The sequence below is a fragment of the Streptomyces collinus genome (assembly GCF_031348265.1).
Classification (GTDB): domain Bacteria; phylum Actinomycetota; class Actinomycetes; order Streptomycetales; family Streptomycetaceae; genus Streptomyces; species Streptomyces collinus.
Genome location: NZ_CP133771.1, coordinates 2,203,854 through 2,222,223, shown reverse-complemented (window position 1 = coordinate 2,222,223; position 18,370 = coordinate 2,203,854). Strand labels below are relative to the sequence as shown.

General features: G+C 70.5%; 14 protein-coding genes. 5 read left to right on the top strand and 9 right to left on the bottom strand.

What is annotated here, in order from left to right:
- Positions 1–24 precede the first annotated feature (24 nt).
- Complete coding sequence (locus tag RFN52_RS10000; protein ID WP_184845222.1) at positions 25–681, top strand: ANTAR domain-containing response regulator; 657 nt, start codon at positions 25–27, stop codon at positions 679–681.
- A 79-nt stretch (positions 682–760) separates the two neighbouring features.
- Here RFN52_RS10000 and RFN52_RS09995 read toward each other — a convergent pair whose 3' ends face one another.
- The 8 genes from RFN52_RS09995 to RFN52_RS09960 form a co-directional block, all read right to left on the bottom strand.
- Positions 761–1,477, bottom strand: coding sequence for an ABC transporter ATP-binding protein (locus RFN52_RS09995; RefSeq protein WP_161366577.1), 717 nt, complete (start codon positions 1,475–1,477; stop codon positions 761–763).
- Positions 1,474–2,346: an ABC transporter ATP-binding protein gene (locus tag RFN52_RS09990; protein ID WP_033310609.1), complete on the bottom strand. Its 873-nt coding sequence runs from the start codon at positions 2,344–2,346 to the stop codon at positions 1,474–1,476. Before RFN52_RS09990 ends, RFN52_RS09995 begins: the two co-directional genes overlap by 4 nt.
- A gap of 5 nt (positions 2,347–2,351) precedes the next feature.
- Positions 2,352–4,166, bottom strand: a complete 1,815-nt coding sequence (locus tag RFN52_RS09985) for a branched-chain amino acid ABC transporter permease (protein WP_184845220.1) — start codon at positions 4,164–4,166, stop codon at positions 2,352–2,354.
- Positions 4,167–4,170: 4 nt separating this feature from the next.
- Positions 4,171–5,100 (bottom strand): branched-chain amino acid ABC transporter permease, encoded by a 930-nt coding sequence (locus RFN52_RS09980; protein ID WP_184845218.1) that lies wholly within the window; start codon positions 5,098–5,100, stop codon positions 4,171–4,173.
- 133 nt (positions 5,101–5,233) lie between these two features.
- Complete coding sequence (locus tag RFN52_RS09975) at positions 5,234–6,463, bottom strand: branched-chain amino acid ABC transporter substrate-binding protein (protein ID WP_033310615.1); 1,230 nt, start codon at positions 6,461–6,463, stop codon at positions 5,234–5,236.
- A gap of 844 nt (positions 6,464–7,307) precedes the next feature.
- Positions 7,308–8,180 carry a trypsin-like serine protease gene (locus RFN52_RS09970; RefSeq protein ID WP_184845216.1) on the bottom strand — a complete coding sequence of 291 codons (873 nt, stop codon included), beginning with the start codon at positions 8,178–8,180 and terminating at the stop codon, positions 7,308–7,310.
- Between the two features lie 128 nt (positions 8,181–8,308).
- A complete protein-coding gene (locus RFN52_RS09965; RefSeq protein WP_033310619.1) occupies positions 8,309–8,797 on the bottom strand; it encodes a PaaI family thioesterase in 489 nt (162 codons plus the stop codon).
- 56 nt (positions 8,798–8,853) lie between these two features.
- Complete coding sequence (locus RFN52_RS09960) at positions 8,854–11,133, bottom strand: FdhF/YdeP family oxidoreductase (protein ID WP_184845214.1); 2,280 nt, start codon at positions 11,131–11,133, stop codon at positions 8,854–8,856.
- A 189-nt stretch (positions 11,134–11,322) separates the two neighbouring features.
- Here RFN52_RS09960 and polA point away from each other — a divergent pair, with 189 nt between their 5' ends.
- Complete coding sequence (polA, locus tag RFN52_RS09955; RefSeq protein WP_184845212.1) at positions 11,323–14,049, top strand: DNA polymerase I; 2,727 nt, start codon at positions 11,323–11,325, stop codon at positions 14,047–14,049.
- 303 nt (positions 14,050–14,352) lie between these two features.
- The gene (locus tag RFN52_RS09950) at positions 14,353–15,192 is read left to right on the top strand and encodes a hypothetical protein (protein ID WP_184845210.1); all 840 of its coding nucleotides are present in this window, start codon (positions 14,353–14,355) and stop codon (positions 15,190–15,192) included.
- Here the strand turns inward: RFN52_RS09950 and RFN52_RS09945 are convergent.
- Entirely contained in the window at positions 15,110–15,967 is an 858-nt protein-coding gene (locus RFN52_RS09945) for a DUF4184 family protein (protein ID WP_184845208.1), read from the bottom strand. The genes RFN52_RS09950 and RFN52_RS09945 overlap by 83 nt on opposite strands.
- A gap of 342 nt (positions 15,968–16,309) precedes the next feature.
- Here RFN52_RS09945 and RFN52_RS09940 point away from each other — a divergent pair, with 342 nt between their 5' ends.
- Both RFN52_RS09940 and RFN52_RS09935 read left to right on the top strand, forming a co-directional pair.
- A complete protein-coding gene (locus RFN52_RS09940; protein WP_184845206.1) occupies positions 16,310–18,073 on the top strand; it encodes a lytic transglycosylase domain-containing protein in 1,764 nt (587 codons plus the stop codon).
- A 150-nt stretch (positions 18,074–18,223) separates the two neighbouring features.
- The gene (locus RFN52_RS09935; RefSeq protein ID WP_107308296.1) at positions 18,224–18,358 is read left to right on the top strand and encodes an SPW_0924 family protein; all 135 of its coding nucleotides are present in this window, start codon (positions 18,224–18,226) and stop codon (positions 18,356–18,358) included.
- Positions 18,359–18,370: the final 12 nt, after the last annotated feature.

Genomic DNA, 18,370 nt, shown 5'->3' with positions numbered 1-18,370 from the left:
GCCTGCCCCTACCAAGGAGCCCACGTGAGTGCCCCCGAGTCGCCCCAGCCTGTTGACGTGCCTGAAGAGGACAAGTCGCACGTGCCTCCCATGACGACGCGGGTCGTCATCGCCGAGGACGAGGCGCTGATCCGGCTCGATCTCAAAGAGATGCTGGAGGAGGAGGGGTACACGGTCGTCGGTGAGGCCGGGGACGGTGAGCAGGCGGTGGAGCTGGCCCGTGAGCACCGGCCGGACCTCGTCATTCTGGACGTGAAGATGCCGAAGATGGACGGTATCTCCGCGGCGGAGAAGATCGCGGAGGAGAGCATCGCGCCGGTGCTGATGCTGACCGCGTTCTCGCAGCGCGATCTCGTCGAGCGGGCCCGGGATGCCGGTGCGATGGCGTATCTGGTGAAGCCGTTCAGCAAGACGGACGTCGTGCCCGCGATCGAGATGGCGGTCTCGCGGTTCACGGAGCTGAAGGAGCTGGAGAAGGAGGTCGCCGACCTCACGCTCCGGCTGGAGACGCGCAAGCTGGTGGACCGGGCGAAGTCGATTCTGCAGACGGAGTACGGACTGTCGGAGCCGGCGGCTTTCCGGTGGATCCAGAAGACGTCGATGGATCGTCGGATGTCGATGCAGCAGGTGGCGGAGGCGGTCATTCAGGACGCCGACGAGAAGAAGGCCAACAAGGGCTGAGAACGCTACGCGAGAGGCCCGTGCTCCTTCCCGGAAAAGGAAGGGGCACGGGCCTCTCGGCGTTCGGCGGCGTAGGACGTCAGTCCTCGCCCAGGTACGCCTTGCGTACCGATTCGTCGTGGAGCAGGTCCTGCCCGGTGCCGGAGAGGACGATGTTGCCGACCTCCATGACGTGGCCCTGGTCCGCCAGGGACAGTGCGGCCTGGGCGTTCTGCTCGACGAGCAGGATCGTCGTGCCCTGGGACTTCAGCTCCGAGATCGTCGCCATGATCTTCTGCATCATGATCGGGGAGAGTCCCATGGAGGGCTCGTCGAGCATGAGGAGCTTGGGCTGGGACATGAGGGCCCTGCCCATGGCGAGCATCTGCTGCTCACCACCGGACAACGTGCCCGCCGCCTGCTTGCGGCGTTCCCCGAGGATGGGGAAGAGGTCGTAGGCGCGCTGGATGTCCTTTTCGATGCCTTCCTTGTCCTTGCGGAGGAACGCTCCGAGCTGGAGGTTCTCCGCGATGGTGAGGCGCGGGAAGATGTGCCGGCCTTCGGGGGAGTGGGCCAGGCCCAGGGCGACGATCTTGTGGGCGGGGACCCCGCTGAGGGGCTTGCCGTCGAAGAGGATCTTCCCGGACGTCGGCTTCAGCAGGCCCGACAGGGTGCGCAGGGTGGTGGTCTTGCCGGCGCCGTTGGTGCCGATGAGGGTGACGACCTGCCCGGCGTCGACGCTGAAGGAGATGCCCTTGACGGCTTCGATCTTGCCGTAGGAGACCCGGAGGTCCTCGACTTCGAGGAGTGCGGTCACTTGGCTTCTCCCTTGGTGCTGCTGGTGGTGCTGGTCGCGTCGGCGGCGGCTTCGGCGGCCTCGACCTCGGCGGCTTCGGCTTCGCCGGGGTCGCCTTCGAAGGGTTCGCCGAGGTAGGCGGCGATGACGCGTTCGTCGGCCTGGACGATGTCGGAGGTGCCTTCGACGAGTTTTTCGCCCTGGACGAGGACGGCGACGCGGTCGGAGAGGTTGAAGACGAAGCGCATGTCGTGCTCGATGAGGAGGACGGCGATGCCCTTGTCGCGGATGGCGAAGACGAGTTCTTCGGTGGCCCGCGTCTCCTGGGGGTTCATGCCGGCGGTGGGCTCGTCGAGGAGGAGCAGGCCGGGCTCGGAGGCCATGGCGCGTGCGATCTCCAGCTTGCGCTGTTCGCCGTACGGCAGATTCCGTGCCAGGTGGTCGCGCTTGTGGGCGAGACCGATGAACTCCAGGAGTTCCATGGCGCGTTCTTCGCTGTGGCGTTCGGCCTTCTTGAAGCCGGGGCCGCGCAGGAGGGCGGACCAGAGGCCTTCCTTGGTGCGAGTGTGGCGTCCGACGAGGACGTTTTCCAGGACCGTCATGTTGGCGAACAGGCGGATGTTCTGGAAGGTGCGGGCGATGCCGGCCTGGGTGACCAGGTGGGGCTTGGGCGGGAGCACGGTTCCCTTGTAGGAGACGGTGCCCTCGGTGGGGACGTAGAGGCCGGTCAGGCAGTTGAAGAAGGTGGTCTTTCCGGCGCCGTTGGGGCCGATGAGTCCGACGATCTCGCCGGCGTTGACCGTGAAGTCGACGGAGCGTACGGCGGTGAGGCCGCCGAAGCGCATCGTGACGCCGCGTGCTTCGAGTACAGGTGTGGGCTGAGTGGTCATCGTGGTTACGCCCCCGCCTTGGTGACGGCCGGTTCGTCGGTCAGCGTGGTCTGTTTGGGTACGTCGAGTTGGCCGGTCTCGTGGAATTCGAGCTGGCGCCGGCGGTTGGCGATGATGCCTTCGGGGCGGAAGCGCATCAGCAGGATGAGCGCGACGCCGAAGGCGAGGAGTGACTTCTCCTGGAGGAAGACGAGCTTCTCCGGGAGGAGGTAGAGCAGGGCCGCGCCGAGGAGGGGTCCTGCGACCGTGCCCATGCCGCCGAGGACGACCGCGGCCAGGAGGAACGCGGAGTTGGGCGGGGTGGAGCCGGCGAACTGGTACGGCGTGGGGACGACGCTGTAGGTGACGTGGGCGCTGACGGTGCCGGCGAGGCCGGCGAGGGCGGCGCCGAGGGCGAAGGCGACGAGTTTGACGCGGAAGCCGTTGATGCCCATGGCGGTGGCGGCGGTCTCGTCCTCGCGGATGGCGATCCAGGAGCGGCCGATGCGGGAGTCCGCCGCACGCGTGTAGACCAGGACCACGATGGCCATGATGAGGACCATCAGGAGGTAGTAGTTGGCGAAGCGGCCCAGGGTGAATCCGCCGATGTCGTGGGCTTCTCCGAAGTTGAATCCGAGGAGCTTCAGGTCGGGGATGGAGGGGATGCCGTTGGGGCCGTTGGTGACGTCGGGTCCGGACTGGCCGTCCATGTTGTTGACGGCGATGCGGAAGATCTCACCGAAGCCCAGCGTCACGATCGCCAGGTAGTCGCCGCGCAGGCGCAGGGTCGGGGCGCCGATGAGGACGCCGAAGATCAGCGAGGCGGCGGCGCCGGCCAGGGCGGAGGCCCAGAAGGGCAGGTGGACGCCGGAGATGGTGGAGAACTCGGAGCCGGAGACGAGGGCGGCGGTGTAGGCGCCGACGCCGAGGAAGGCGACGTATCCGAGGTCGAGGAGTCCGGCGAGGCCGACGACGATGTTGAGGCCGAGGGCGACGGTCCCGAAGATCAGGATGTTGACGCCGATGTTGGCGTAGTGGTCGTCGGTCTGGGTGAAGGGGAAGGCGATGGCCGCGGCGAAGCCCATGGCGAGGGTGAAGCTGCGGTTGCCGGCGACGAGTGCGGAGAAGCGGTCGAGGAGGCCCGCGGTGTGCAGGGCCCAGACCGCGAAGGTGACGACGAAGAGGTAGCCGACGAAGAGTTCGCCGTACTCGGTGTCGATGCCGTAGGTGAAGACGCCGAGGCCGATGATGGTGACCACGGTGATGACGGCCCGCTGGATCCAGGGCGCGGTGGCCTGGGGGGCGGGGATGCGCTCGGGCTTGGCGAGGTAGGCCTTGACGGCTTCCTTGGTGCCGTCGGCGGTGGTGCGCTCCTGGGGGAGGGCGAAGGCGCCGATGACGGGCAGCAGGGAGGCTACGGCCGCGACCCAGCCGCCGGGTTCGAGGTTGACGACGCCGCCGAGTTTGGTGCTGATGGCGATGACGGTGAACCAGGTGACGGCGAAGCCGCCGAGTGCGGTGAGGGCGAGCGGCGCGTTGTTGCGGGCGGGCAGCAGCCAGCCGAGGCCGCGGACGCCGTAGGAGGCGAGCGCGAACAGGGCGGTGAGGACGCCGGCGGTGAAGGTCAGCCACTGCAGGCCACCGGGGTAGCCGTAGTAGGTGAGGTCGCCGGGGAATTCGGCGGTCCAGGTCCAGGCGAGGAACGCGGAGGCGGCGGTGGCGATGCCGCCGGCGAGCAGCAGGCCGCGGGCGGCCGCGGTGGGCAGCGGGATGAGACCGCGCAGTGCGGGCGTCGGGGTGGGGACGGCGTCCGGCGTCGGGGTCTTGGTCGTCTCGGTCATGTGATCACGCCCTGTCCGCGACGCGCTCGCCGAGCAGGCCCTGTGGCCTGAAGAGGAGCACGAGGATGAGGAGGCAGAAGGCCCAGACGTTGGCCCAGCTCTGGCCGCCGAGCTGCTGCATGCCCGGGATCTCGTCGATGTAGGCGGAGGCGAGGGTCTCGGCGACGCCGAGGACGACGCCGCCGAGCATGGCGCCGTAGATGTTGCCGATGCCGCCGAGGACGGCCGCGGTGAAGGCCTTGAGGCCCATCAGGAAGCCCATGCGGTAGTCGACGTTGCCGTACTTGAGTCCGTAGGCGACGGCGGCGACGGCGGCGAAGAAGCCGCCGATGGCGAAGGCGATGACGATGATGCGGTTGGTGTCGATGCCCATCAGCTGCGCCGTGTCGGGGTCCTGCGCGGTGGCCTGCATGGCGCGGCCGGTGCGGCTGCGGCGCACGAAGAAGGCGAGGGCGGCCATGCAGAGGACGGCGGCGAGGATGAGGAAGATGTCGGCGTCCTTGATGGTGACGGAGCCGATGTCGTGGGTGGAGTCGAGGCCGGGGAAGGCGCGGGCGCGGTCGGCGCCGGGGTAGAAGTTGCGCACGACCTCCTGGAGGGCCAGGGAGAGGCCGATGGCGGTGATGAGCGGTGCCAGGCGTGGTGCTCCGCGCAGTGGTCGGTAGGCGAACCGTTCCGCTCCGACGGCTATGAGGATGGCGACGAGGGCTCCGCCGAGAAGCATGAGGGGTACCGCGAGGGCCATCGAGGTGCCGTCGGGGAGGATGTAGAAGTAGACCGTGAGGGCGCCGAAGGCCCCGGTCATGAAGATCTCGCCGTGCGCGAAGTTGATGAGCTGGACGATGCCGTACACCATCGTGTAGCCGATGGCGATCAGCCCGTACATCGAGCCTAGAAGCAGCCCGTTGGCCAGCTGCTGCGGCAGGGTGTTCACCGCGTGGCCTCCATGTCGCTGGTGGTCGTGTGCACTGGATGCGTGCGTGGTCGTGTGGGGGTGTGAAAACGGGCCGCGCGGTCGGGGTCCTCCTTCCGCGCGGCCCGGGGTGAGGCTTGCTGGGGGGCCGGTACTACTGCAGGTCGGCGGTGCCGGTCTCGACGGCCTTCCAGGCGCCCTTCTCGACCTGGTACACCGTCAGCTGCTTGTTGGTGGTGTCGCCGTACTCGTCGAAGGCGATCTTGCCGGTGAGGCCTTCGAAGTCGGACTTCTGGACACCGTCGACGACCTTGGAGCGCAGGTCGTTGATGTCGGTGGGCACCTTGCCGCCGTTGGCGTCGGCCGCGGCCTTGACGGCCTTGATGATGGCGGTGGTGGCGTCGTAGGCGTAGGCACCGTAGGCGCCGTAGTCACCCTTGTAGCCCTTGTCCTTGTACGTCTGGATGAACGTCTTGGCGGCGGGCAGGGTGTCGGCGGGGACGCCGATGGCGGTGGCGAGGTCGCCCTCGGAGGACTTGCCGGCGGCCTCGATGTAGGTGGTGGCGAACATGCCGTCACCGCCGAACAGCGGGATCTTGACGCCGGCGTCCTTGAGCTGCTTGGTGATCAGCGCGGACTCGTCGTACTGGCCGCCGTAGTAGAGCAGGTCGGCGCCGGAGTTCTTGATCTTGGTGACGAGGGATCCGAAGTCCTTGTCGCCGGTGTTGACGTGGTCGGTGCCGACGACCTTGCCGCCGAGCTTCTTGTACTGCTCGTTGAAGATCTTCGCGAGACCGGCGCCGTAGGTCTGCTTGTCGTCGACGACGAAGGCCTTCTTTTTCTTGAGGCCGTTGTAGGCGTAGCCGGCCGCGAAGCTGCCCTGCAGTTCGTCGGTGGTGGCGGTGCGGAAGTACGTCTTGAACGGGCGCTTCTTGTCCGACTGCCAGTTCTTGCCCTGGGTCAGCTCGGGGGCCGTGTTCGCGGGGGAGATCTGGACCATGTTGGCCGAGGCGAACACCTGCTGCATCGTCTGGGCGACGCCGGAGTTCAGCGGGCCGACCGCGCCGACGGCGGTCTTGTCGCCGACGATGTTGGTGGCGTTGGTCTGGCCGGTGGCGGGCTGCGCCTTGTCGTCCAGGGCCTTGAGCTTGAACTTCACGCCCGGGACCCAGTTGTTCTTGTTGGCGTCGTCGATGGCGATCTGGGCGCCGTACTGGATGCCGAGGCCGGTGGTGGAGTTCTCACCGGAGAGGGGGGCGTCGACGCCGATGGTCAGCGTGGTGCCGCTCCCGTTGTCTCCGCCCTTGTCACCGCTGTCGTCTCGGGAGCCGCAGGCGGTGAGAGTCAGAGCTCCGGTCGTGAGCACGGAGGTAAGAATCACCATGGAACGCTGTCGCACAATCAGTCCTTTCACAGGCAGGCCCCGCCCTGGTCGGGGGGTGAGTGCCGCGCTGGTACCGAACTCCCGATGGAGGCGGTGACTGGCCGTGACTCTAAGCCCGGGGTAAGGGCAGGGTCAGCGGCGCGGGCTGGCTTGTGACTTTCTTGTTATGACGTGGTGGATGCCCGGTCTCGGCGGCGGGCCCTCTCGACGGGTTTGGTGGATTTTCGCCGAGGTCCGCATTCTGAGAACCCGCACTTCCGGTTGGCCATGGCTGAGATCGTGCGGTAGTGGGGCCGCATGCGGCCGGGAAGAGATCAGAAAGGCCCCGGGCCGTGGGTGCGGCCGGGGATGAATCCGTGGCGTCGTATTGCGTGCGCGTTACGGAGCGTTACGCCGAGAAAAGAGCGGTCGGCGGCCCCGGGGGAGTGCCGGGAATGGGAGTCGGTGATTTCCGGGTGGTGCCGCGGGGGTGTGGCGGCCGGTGCGGGCGGTGATCCCGGCGGCGGCGGGTCCGGTGGTCTTCAGCGGTCGCGGTGAACCGGAAGGTGCCCGTGTTTCCAGGGCAGTTGAGGGGGCCGGCGAGGCCGGGGGCGGTGGCGGCCGGTGACGTGAGCGGGCGTGGGGTGCGGGCCTGTGCCGTGCCGCGGCCCCGGGCGGGAGCCGCGCGCCAACTCTGCTGCACGGCAACCGGGTTGGCCCGTTCGGCGCCCCGCCGCTCCCGCGGGTCGCGGGATACGGCGAGGCCGTCGGCCGTGCCGTGCGGCCGGTGGTGCGGACCCCGGCGTCACGGATGACCGCCGTATGGGTGACGGCGTCATGGATGACGCCGTCACGGATCACTGGCTCACGGCAGCTTCACGAACGGTGAGAGGAAGGCGCGGGCGCCGGGTGTGTCCAGGCGGTACGTCACGTTGGTCGCGTAGCAGGGTGTGTCGCCCGTGATGGTGGTGGCGGCGAGGATGCTCTTGCCGCCTATGGTCGCGAAGTTGGGGCCGCCTGAGTCGCCGTAGCAGGCGCCGCCGTTGCCCTGGGGCGCGGTCATCGCGAGCCGGGCCCAGGAGGCGTTGAGGGCGTCGAAGGTGACGGGTGCCTTCATGCGGACGCCGCCGCCGGGGTGGGTCTGGCCGCCGGGGCCGTTCACGGCCTCCTGGGTGCCGTATCCGGCGACGAGCCAGTCGGTGTCGTTCAGGCCCTGCGGACCGAGCTTGCCGAGCTGATCGGCGGTGGGCAGGGTCGCCGGGGTGAAGCTCCAGCGGGCCTTGATCTGGGCGGCGGACAGCTGGACCACCGAGATGTCATGGGTGTCGGAGGCGGGTCCCGGGTAGTCCGGGTGCGAGTGGGCCGTGCCCGGGACGGCGACGGCGGCGGCCTGTGCGGCCGGGTCGCCGGGGTACTTCTTCGCGGCCGCGTCGAGCCCGGCCTGCACGTCCTGGTCGAGGGACACGTAGAACCGCACGTTGTCCGGCCAGTCGGTGGTGCAGTGCGCGGCGGTCAGGAAGGTGTCCGCGTCGATCATGGTGCCGGAGCAGACCCAGTCGACGCGGTCGGGGGTCGCGGGGTCGCCGTCGGCGTCCCAGGTGGCCACGAGCGCGCCGACCTCGGTGCGTTCGGGGGCGGGGGCGGCGTTGTAGGAGTTGATGGCGGAGGACGGCAGCGCGGTGGCGAGCACGGTGGCGCAGGCCGCCGTGGTGACGGCGATGACGCGTACGGAGGTCAAGAGAAACCCTTCTGCGGTGGGACGGGTCTTCTCCTGTGGGGGGAGCGCCAGTGAAATGCCCGCGGGGCGGTCGCGACAAGAGCGCGCCCGCCCCTCCAGGGTTTTCCCTACGTCCGGATCAGACCGGATCAGCCCGCGGAGCGGATGAGCTCCTCGTCGCCCGGCCGTACGTCGCGCAGCATGCAGGTCAGCCGGGCGGTGCAGACCCGCTTGTCGTTCTCGTCGGTGATCACGATCTCGTACGTGGCCGTCGAGCGCCCCCGGTGCACGGGCGTGGCCACGCCTGTGACCAGCCCGGAGCGCGCCCCGCGGTGGTGGGTGCAGTTCAGGTCGACGCCCACGGCGATCTTGGAGCTGCCGCCGTGCAGCATCGAGCCGATCGAGCCGAGGGTCTCGGCCAGCACCGCGGAGGCCCCGCCGTGCAGCAGTCCGTAGGGCTGGGTGTTGCCCTCCACCGGCATCGTGCCGACGACCCGGTCCGCCGACGCCTCGGAGATCTGGACGCCCATCCGGTTGCCGAGGTGGCCCGCGGAGAACAGGGCCAGGAGGTCCACGCCGAGTGCTGCGTACTCGTCGATGACCTCTTGCGGGAACTTCACATGCTGCTGCTCACCCATCGGGCCCGGCTCCGTTCGTCCTCGTCACTCGGCTGTCTGCGTCACTGAGCGAACGCTCAGTCGGTCGCCGATTGTTCCAGACGCACCACGACGGACTTACTGGCCGGGGTGTTACTGGTGTCCGCGGTGGCGTCGAGCGGCACCAGCACGTTGGTCTCCGGGTAGTACGCGGCGGCACAGCCCCGGGCCGTCGGGTAGTGCACGACCCGGAAGCCGGGGGCCCTGCGCTCCACGCCGTCCTTCCACTCGCCGACCAGGTCGACGTACGCGCCGTCCGCCAGCTCCAGGGCCCGCGCGTCCTCGGGGTGGACCAGGACCACCCGGCGGCCGTTGCGGATGCCCCGGTAGCGGTCGTCGAGGCCGTAGATCGTGGTGTTGTACTGGTCGTGCGAGCGCAGCGTCTGCAGCAGCAGGCGGCCCTCGGGCAGCCGCGGGTACTCCACGGGCGCGGCCGTGAAGTTGGCCTTGCCGGTGGCCGTGGGGAAGCGGCGCTCGTCGCGCGGGGCGTGGGGGAGGGCGAAGCCGCCAGGGCGGGCCACGCGCGCGTTGAAGTCCTCGAAGCCGGGGATGACGCGCGCGATGCGGTCCCGGATCGTCGCGTAGTCCTTCTCGAACTCCTCCCACGGCGTGCGGCTGTTCTCGCCCAGCACGCGGCGGGCCAGGCGGCTGACGATGGCCGGTTCCGACAGCAGGTGCCGGCTCGCGGGCTCCAGGCGGCCCCGGGAGGCGTGCACCATGCCCATCGAGTCCTCGACGGTCACGAACTGCTCGCCGCCGCCCTGCAGATCGCGCTCGGTACGCCCCAGCGTCGGGAGGATCAGGGCACGCGCGCCCGTGACCGCGTGCGAGCGGTTCAGCTTCGTCGACACGTGCACGGTCAGCCGGGCGCGGCGCATGGCCGCCTCGGTGACGTCCGTGTCGGGGGACGCCGAGACGAAGTTGCCGCCCATGGCGAAGAAGACCTTCGCCTCGCCGTCGCGCAGGGCGCGGATGGCGCGCACGACGTCATAGCCGTGCTCGCGCGGGGGCGCGAAGCCGAACTCCTTCTCCAGGGCGTCCAGGAACGCCGGGGCGGGCCGCTCGAAGATGCCCATCGTGCGGTCGCCCTGCACGTTCGAATGCCCGCGCACGGGGCACACACCCGCACCCGGCCGGCCGATGTTGCCGCGCAGCAAAAGGAAGTTGACGACTTCCCTGATCGTGGGGACCGAGTGCTTGTGCTGGGTGAGGCCCATCGCCCAACACACGATGGTGCGTTTCGAGGCCAGGACCATGCGGAGGGCCTTGTCGATGTCCTGCGGGGTCAGGCCCGTCGCCGTGAGCGTCTCGTCGCGGTCGGCGGCGCGGGCGGCCTCGGCGAACTCCTCGTAGCCGTGCGTGTGCTCGCGCACGAACGCCTCGTCGACCGCGCCGTCCGTTTCCAGGATCAGCTTGTTCAGCAGGCGGAACAGGGCCTGGTCGCCGCCGATGCGGATCTGCAGGAACAGGTCCGTGAGCGCGGCGCCCTTGACCATGCCCTGCGGGGTCTGCGGGTTCTTGAAGCGCTCCAGGCCCGCCTCGGGCAGCGGGTTGACGCTGATGATCTTCGCGCCGTTGTCCTTGGCCTTCTCCAGGGCGGACAGCATGCGCGGGTGGTTCGTCCCCGGGTTCTGCCCGGCGACGATGATCAGGTCGGCCTGGTAGAGGTCCTCCAGCAGGACACTGCCCTTGCCGATGCCGATCGTCTCCGACAGGGCCGAGCCGGACGACTCGTGGCACATGTTCGAGCAGTCGGGGAGGTTGTTCGTGCCGAACTCGCGGGCGAACAGCTGGTATAGGAACGCGGCCTCGTTGCTCGTACGGCCGGACGTGTAGAAGACGGCCTCGTCCGGGGAGGCGAGCGCGGCGATCTCCTCACCGATGATGTCGAAGGCGCGCTCCCAGGTGACCGGCTCGTAGTGCGAGCCGCCCTCGGGCAGGTACATGGGGTGGGTGAGCCGGCCCTGCTGGCCCAGCCAGTAGCCGCTGCGGCCGGCCAGGTCGGCGACCGGGTGCGCGGCGAAGAACTCGGGCGTGACCCGGCGCAGGGTGGCCTCCTCGGCCACGGCCTTCGCGCCGTTCTCGCAGAACTCCGCCTTGTGCCGGTGCTCCGGCTCGGGCCAGGCACAGCCGGGGCAGTCGAAGCCGTCCTTCTGGTTCACGCTCAGCAGCGTCAGCGCGGTGCGCTTCACACCCATCTGCTGCTGGGCGATCCGCAGCGTGTGCCCGATGGCCGGGAGCCCCGCAGCCGCGCGCTTCGGCCCGGCGACCTGCGGCGCGTCCTGAACCGGATCGCTCTTGGGCGGCTTCGACGCCATCGCACACTCCCCTTCGACTGCGCTGTGAGGTACGTCTCCGATCCTCGCACGCGAGGGTGACAGCGGTCGCGGTCGGGCCGGGAGGCTCCGAGGGCGGGGTGCGTGAGCGGGGCCCCCGTGGGATGCGCCCGGGCCCGGCACCCGCGGGGGCGGGACCGACTGTCAGTGGGGCGTGGCAGGATCGGGGGCGTGGCAGAGACAGCATCGAAGACGACCGACCAGACCTCCGGCGGCAGCCGGCCGCGACTGATGCTCATGGACGGGCACTCGCTGGCCTACCGCGCGTTCTTCGCGCTGCCCGCGGAGAACTTCACCACCGCGACGGGCCAGCCGACGAACGCGATCTACGGCTTCGCGTCGATGCTCGCCAACACGCTGCGCGACGAGGCGCCCACGCACTTCGCGGTCGCCTTCGACGTCTCCCGCAAGACCTGGCGCTCCCAGGAGTTCACGGAGTACAAGGCGAACCGCTCCAAGACCCCCGACGAGTTCAAGGGCCAGGTCGAGCTGATCGGCGAGCTGCTGGACGCGATGGGCGTCTCCCGCTTCGCGGTGGACGGCTTCGAGGCGGACGACGTCATCGCCACGCTCGCCACCCAGGCCGAGGCCGAGGGCTTCGAGGTCCTGATCGTCACCGGCGACCGCGACTCGTTCCAGCTGGTCAGCGAGCACACCACGGTGCTGTACCCGACCAAGGGCGTCTCCGAGCTGACCCGCTTCACCCCGGAGAAGGTATTCGAGAAGTACGCGTTGACCCCCGCGCAGTACCCCGACTTCGCGGCCCTGCGCGGTGACCCCTCCGACAACCTCCCCGGCATCCCCGGCGTCGGCGAGAAGACCGCCGCGAAGTGGATCAACCAGTTCGGCTCCTTCGCCGAGCTCGTCGAGCGCGTCGACGAGGTCAAGGGCAAGGCCGGCCAGAACCTCCGCGACCACCTGGAATCCGTCAAGCTCAACCGCCGGCTCACCGAGCTGGAGCGCCGGGTCGAGCTCCCCAAGGGCGTCACCGAACTGGAGCGCGCGGCCTACGACCGCAAGGCCGTCGCGATGATCCTGGACACCCTGGAGATCAGGAACCCCTCGCTGCGCGAGCGGCTCTTCGCCGTCGACCCCGGCGCCGAGGAGGCCGAGACCACCCCGGTCAGCACCGAAGGCGTGGAGCTGGACGGCACCGTGCTCTCCACCGGCGAGCTGCCCGCCTGGCTCACCGAGCACGGCACCCAGCCCCTCGGCATCGCCACGGTCGGCACCTGGGCGCTCGGCACCGGCTCGGTCGCCGAGGTCGCCCTCGCCGCCCCCGGCGGACCCGCCGCCTGGTTCGACCCCTCCCAGCTGGACGAGGCCGACGAGCGGGCCTTCGCTGCCTGGCTCGCCGACGCCGCCCGGCCCAAGATCCTCCACAACGCCAAGGGCGCCATGCGCGTCTTCGCCGAGCACGGCTGGAGCGTCGGGGGCGTCACCATGGACACCGCGCTCGCCGCCTACCTGGTCAAGCCGGGCCGCCGCTCCTTCGACCTGGACGCGCTGTCCCTGGAGTATCTGCACCGCGAGCTGACCCCGGCCGCCGCGGCCGACGGCCAGCTCGCCTTCGGGGCCGACGACGGCGCCGAGGCCGAGGCCCTGATGATCCAGGCCCGGGCCGTCCTCGACCTGGGCCAGGCCTTCGAGAGCCGGCTGGAGGAGGTCGGCGCCGCCGACCTGCTGCGCGACATGGAGCTGCCCACGTCCGCGCTGCTCGCCCGCATGGAGCGGCACGGCATCGCGGCCGACCGGCCCCACCTGGAGGCCATGGAGCAGATGTTCGCCGCCGCGGTCCAGCAGGCGGTCAAGGAGGCCCACGCGGCGGCCGGGCACGAGTTCAACCTGGGCTCGCCCAAGCAGCTCCAGGAGGTCCTCTTCGGCGAACTGGCCCTGCCCAAGACCAAGCGGACCAAGACCGGCTACACCACGGACGCCGACGCCCTGGCCTGGCTCGCCGCGCAGACGGACAACGAACTGCCGGTGATCATGCTCCGCCACCGCGAGCAGGCCAAGCTCCGCGTGACCGTCGAGGGCCTGATCAAGACCATCGCAGCGGACGGCCGCATCCACACCACCTTCAACCAGACGGTCGCCGCCACCGGCCGCCTGTCCTCGACCGACCCGAACCTCCAGAACATCCCGGTCCGCACCGACGAGGGCCGGGCGATCCGCCGCGGCTTCGTCGTCGGCGAGGGCTTCGAGTCGCTGATGACGGCCGACTACAGCCAGATCGAGCTGCGTGTGATGGCGCACCTCTCCGAGGACGAGGGCCTGATCGAGGCGTTCACCTCCGGCGAGGACCTGCACACCACGGCCGCCTCCCAGGTCTTCGCGGTCGAGCCGACCGCGGTCGACGCCGAGATGCGCCGCAAGATCAAGGCCATGTCGTACGGCCTGGCCTACGGGCTCTCGGCCTTCGGCCTGTCCCAGCAGCTGAACATCGAGGCGGCGGAGGCCCGCGCCCTGATGGACGCGTACTTCGAGCGGTTCGGCGGCGTACGGGACTATCTGCGCAGGGCGGTCGACGAGGCCCGGGCCACGGGCTACACGGCGACGCTCTTCGGGCGCCGCCGCTACCTCCCCGACCTCAACAGCGACAACCGCCAGCGCCGTGAGGCCGCCGAGCGGATGGCCCTGAACGCGCCCATCCAGGGCACCGCGGCCGACATCGTCAAGATCGCCATGCTCAAGGTCGACGACGCCCTGAAGGACGCCGGCCTCGCCTCCCGCATGCTCCTCCAGGTCCACGACGAAATCGTGCTGGAGATCGCCCCCGGGGAGCGGGCCGCAGCCGAGGAGCTGGTCCGCCGGGAGATGGCGAGCGCTGTCGATCTCCGCGTCCCTCTGGGTGTCTCGGTGGGCGCGGGCCCGGACTGGGAGTCGGCGGCGCACTAGTCGGCCGGCCGGTAGGCCGGCTGGGCGGGTGGCCGCCGGGCGGATCGGAGCGGTGGCCCGGGTGCGCGGGGGGTTTCCCGCGGCCCGGGTCCCGCGTCCGCCGGAGGGGCCGAGGTCCCGCATGTCCGCGGTTCCGCATGTCCGAGGCGCCGGAGTCTCGCGTGAGCCGGGCCTTGGGGGCACGCCTCACCCGGGGCACCGGCTCGCCCTGGTCACCCGCCCCGCCCCGGCCCCCACTGAACCGTCACTCGCGTGGCCCCCGAGAAGGCGCCTCCGCCCACGGTGCTCGCAAAGATGCGGGGCATGGGTATACGCACGTTCCTCAGCCGCACGGCATCAGGCGGGGCACCGCCGCCGGTCCCCGCGTTCGAGGCCGCCGCGAGTACGGTTCGCGTCCCCGTCACCTTCGCCTTCACCTCGGCCCTGCGCCTGGCGACGGCGGAACTCCGGCAGCGCCTGTCCCCCCACCGACGGCGGCCCACCGGCTCCACCGACACCGGCGCCCTGACCGCAGCCACGGTTCTTCCCGGCGCAGACGACCTGCCCGCCGCTCCCGCGCTCGTCGGCACCGACGGTCTGGCCGCGCTGACCGCTCTCGCCGACGCGGATGCTCTGACGGGCCTCACCGGCACCGATGTTCTGTCCGCCCTGAACGGTCTCACCGACACGGATGCTCTCGCTGCGCTCACCGGCCTATCCGGCGCCGACGCTCTGGCCGCGCTCACCGGCCTCACCGACAGGGACGCTCTGGCCGCGCTCACCGGCCTCACCGACAGGGACGCTCTGGCCGCGCTCACCGGCCTATCCGGCGCCGACGCTCTGGCTGCCCTCGTCGGTGTCATCGGCGCGGACAACACGCTGACCGTCGCCGGTCCGTCCGGCGTCACCGGCACCGTACCCGCCGGGGCCCGACCCCCCTGCGCCCCCAAAACCCCGGGCAAACCCTCCCGCCCCTGGGCCCGAGTGGCCCGTGACTACCTGACCCTGGTCCTCACCCTGCTCCCACGCCCCCGCCCCGCGCACACCACCATCACCGTGTACATCACGACGGACAGCACGCTCAGCGGGCGGCCGGGCGGCTCGGCTGCGTCTCGGCGGCAGGGGCAGGACCGGTGGGGACCGGAACCGGACGCCGCGCCCTGACCCCCACGGCGTAGAGCAGCAGCGCCGGGACGAGCCCCGCGCCCGCGCCGAAGCACACCGTCGGAATGATCTCCCACGGCTTCGCGGCCGAGCCCCAGTAGGCCCACCACCGCGATGCCCGCTGCACCGCCCCCACCAGCGCGAAGCCGCCGATCAGGGCAGCGGCCGCCCACCGGTCCCGTACCGCGAGGAGGGGGACCCCCACCGGTTCGCGTACGGGCGTCCGCCGCAGCGCACGCGCCACGAACACGGCGATCACGACCGCGGCCACCGCCGAACCGCCGTACTGCAAATACCAGTACAGCGGCGAGCCCGCCACCTCCCGGCCCAGCACCGGAAACAGCCGCATGCCCCACCGGTCGAGATGCGTGAACGCGTCCCACACCACATGGGTCAGCGCACCGAGCACCGCGGACACGTACCACCGCGCCACCAGCGACGACCGCACCCGCTCGCGCGGCGCCCCGCACCGCAGCAGGGCCGCCACCCGCCCCTGCCGGGCCCGCGGCAGCAGCGCGACGAGCGGCTCGCGCATCAGCAGCCACAGCCCCACCAGCGCCCAGGCGATGAGCACATCGACCGTGAAGACCCCCGGGAGAGCGTGCGTGACGTCACCGAACTCCATCGCCCCGGACAGCACACTCGCCGCGTAGTAGGTCATGTCGGGCGCGAAGGAACCCGCCACGAGCACGGCGGGCACCAGCCGGCCCCGGCCGGTGCCGTCGGTGCGTACGGCGGGCAGCACGGCTGCCGCATGGCTCAGCGTGAACGGCAACTCGGCTCCTCGCGACGGTCGTTGCACCTGGCCGGGACGCCCGGCGGTCAGTGGCCCAGTATGCGGGATGCCGCTCCGTCGGCGACGTCAAGAGGCGCACATGACCAACTGGTGAAAAACGGTCACGAACGGGTGCCCGAGCAAAGGAAGTTGTCGTAGGGTCGCCAGAGTCGCCGCGCGGGGAGTGCGTCGATCACGTGAACGCGGTAAAGAGCAGAGCACGCAAGAGAACAGAGTTGTGGCCGTCGGAGGGCAACCCCTCGGGCGGTTGGATCGTCACAACAGGGCGAACACTGCAGACGTAGACCGGGCGCTCGGGCGTCCACGGGAGGGGTTCACTCTATGGCGGCGCAATTCGGCAGGAGGCTGCGCAAGGGGGCGGCGACCACCGCCGTGGCCGCGGTGGCGGTCGCGGCCCTGTCCGCCTCCCAGGCTCCGGGTGTCAACGACCACGGCAGACAGACCGCCGCCGACGCCACCCCCTCACCCGAAGCGAGTGCCTCCGACGGCAGCGCCACCGGCAACTCGCCGTACTACACGGATCTGCCTCCGCTCAAGAGCCCGAACCCGTCACCCTCCACGGGCCCCGGCCCGGGCGGCACGGGCGCCACGGAAGCCGGCATCCCCGCGACCGTCCTCGACGCCTACAAGAAGGCCGAGACCACGCTGCGCGAGGCCAAGCCCGGCTGCAACCTGCCCTGGCAACTCCTCGCGGCCATAGGCCGGGTGGAGTCGGGACAGGCCCGCGGCGGCCAGGTCAGGGCCGACGGCACCACCATCAAGCCGATCCTGGGCCCGCAGCTCGACGGCAACGGCTTCGCCCTCATCAAGGACACCGACGACGGCGCGTACGACGGCAACAGCTCCTACGACCAGGCCGTCGGTCCCATGCAGTTCATCCCCTCCACCTGGGCCTGGGCCGGCCGCGACGGCAACGGCGACGGCAAGAAGGACCCCAACAACATCTACGACGCCGCGCTCGCCGCCGGCCACTACCTGTGCCGCAACAACTGGGACCTGTCCCAGCAGGACGACCTCGACCGGGCGATCCTCAGCTACAACCAGTCGCGGGAATACCTGAACCTCGTCATGAGGTGGCTGGAGTACTACCGCAAGGGCACCCATGAGGTCCCGGACGGCACCGGCACACTGCCCGGCAACCGCAGCGACGACGGCGCGGGTGCGAGCCCCACGCCCACCACACCGGGCAGCACACCGGGCACCACCCCGCCCGGCAGCCCGACGCCCGGGCCCGACCGCCCCAAGCCGGGCAAGCCCGGGAAGCCCGGCGGCGGTACGCCGGCCCCGAAGCCGCCCACCACCCCGCCCACCACCCCGCCCGGCACGCCGTCCACGCCGCCCACGACGACTCCCACCCCCACCGACACGGTGGACCACCTGGAGGACGCCGGAACCGCGAAGCTCACCGCCATGGCCGGCGACACGTTCGGCAAGCGGATCAGCACCCGCGCCGAGACGGAGGCCGGCAAGGCCGTCGCCAAGGTCAGGGTCCGCTTCACCATCGTCGGCGACACGGACACCACCTTCACCGGCGGTGAGAGCGTGGCCACGGTCGCCACCAACAGCTCCGGTGTGGCCGTGGCGCCCGCCCTCCAGGCGGGGGAGAAGACCGGCGCCGTCACCGTCCGCGCCACCGTGGTGGGCCGTACCGTCCCGGGCCTGGACTACAAGGCCACCGTCACCGAGCGCGCCGCGGACACCCTCGCCCGCACCGATGACGCCGCACTGACCTGCGCCCCGGGCGGCGAGTTCGCGACCCAGGTCGAGGTGAAGGCCACGTACAACGGCGCCGTCGCCGACGGTGTCGCGGCCACCGCCACACTGATCACCTCGGCGGACGACGCTACCGCCAACGACAAGGGCCCCTACTTCAAGGACGCCGACGGCAAGACCGTCCGCACCCTCACGGGCCTGAAGACGGACGCGAAGGGCCTGCTGAAACTGCCGAAGCTGTACGCGGACGACACGACCGGCAACTTCCTGCTCCGCATCACCACGGCCGGCGGAGCGACGCTCACCGTCGAACTGGCCGTGGCGGCGGCCGAGACGTCCTCGCCGAGCGCTTCGGCGAGTCCGAGCGCGTAGCTCTCAGGTACGACAGACGACGCCCCTCTTCCAAGGAGGGGCGTCGTTGTGTGTGCAACGTGTTCTCATCTCCGCCGCCCGTTGCTACGGTGCCGAGAACCTGACGGAGTATCAGTTCCGTCCGTCACGACACCCGTGGGGAGGCTCCGCATGCGCGCCCTCATCGCCGCCGCCACCGGTCTCGCCGTCGCGTTCGCCGTGGTCCTGACGCTGACCGCCCTCGGCACCCCCTCGGGCGGGACGTCCCCGAAGCCACTGCTGACGACCGTGCCCGCACACCCCTGACCGCCCGCCCGG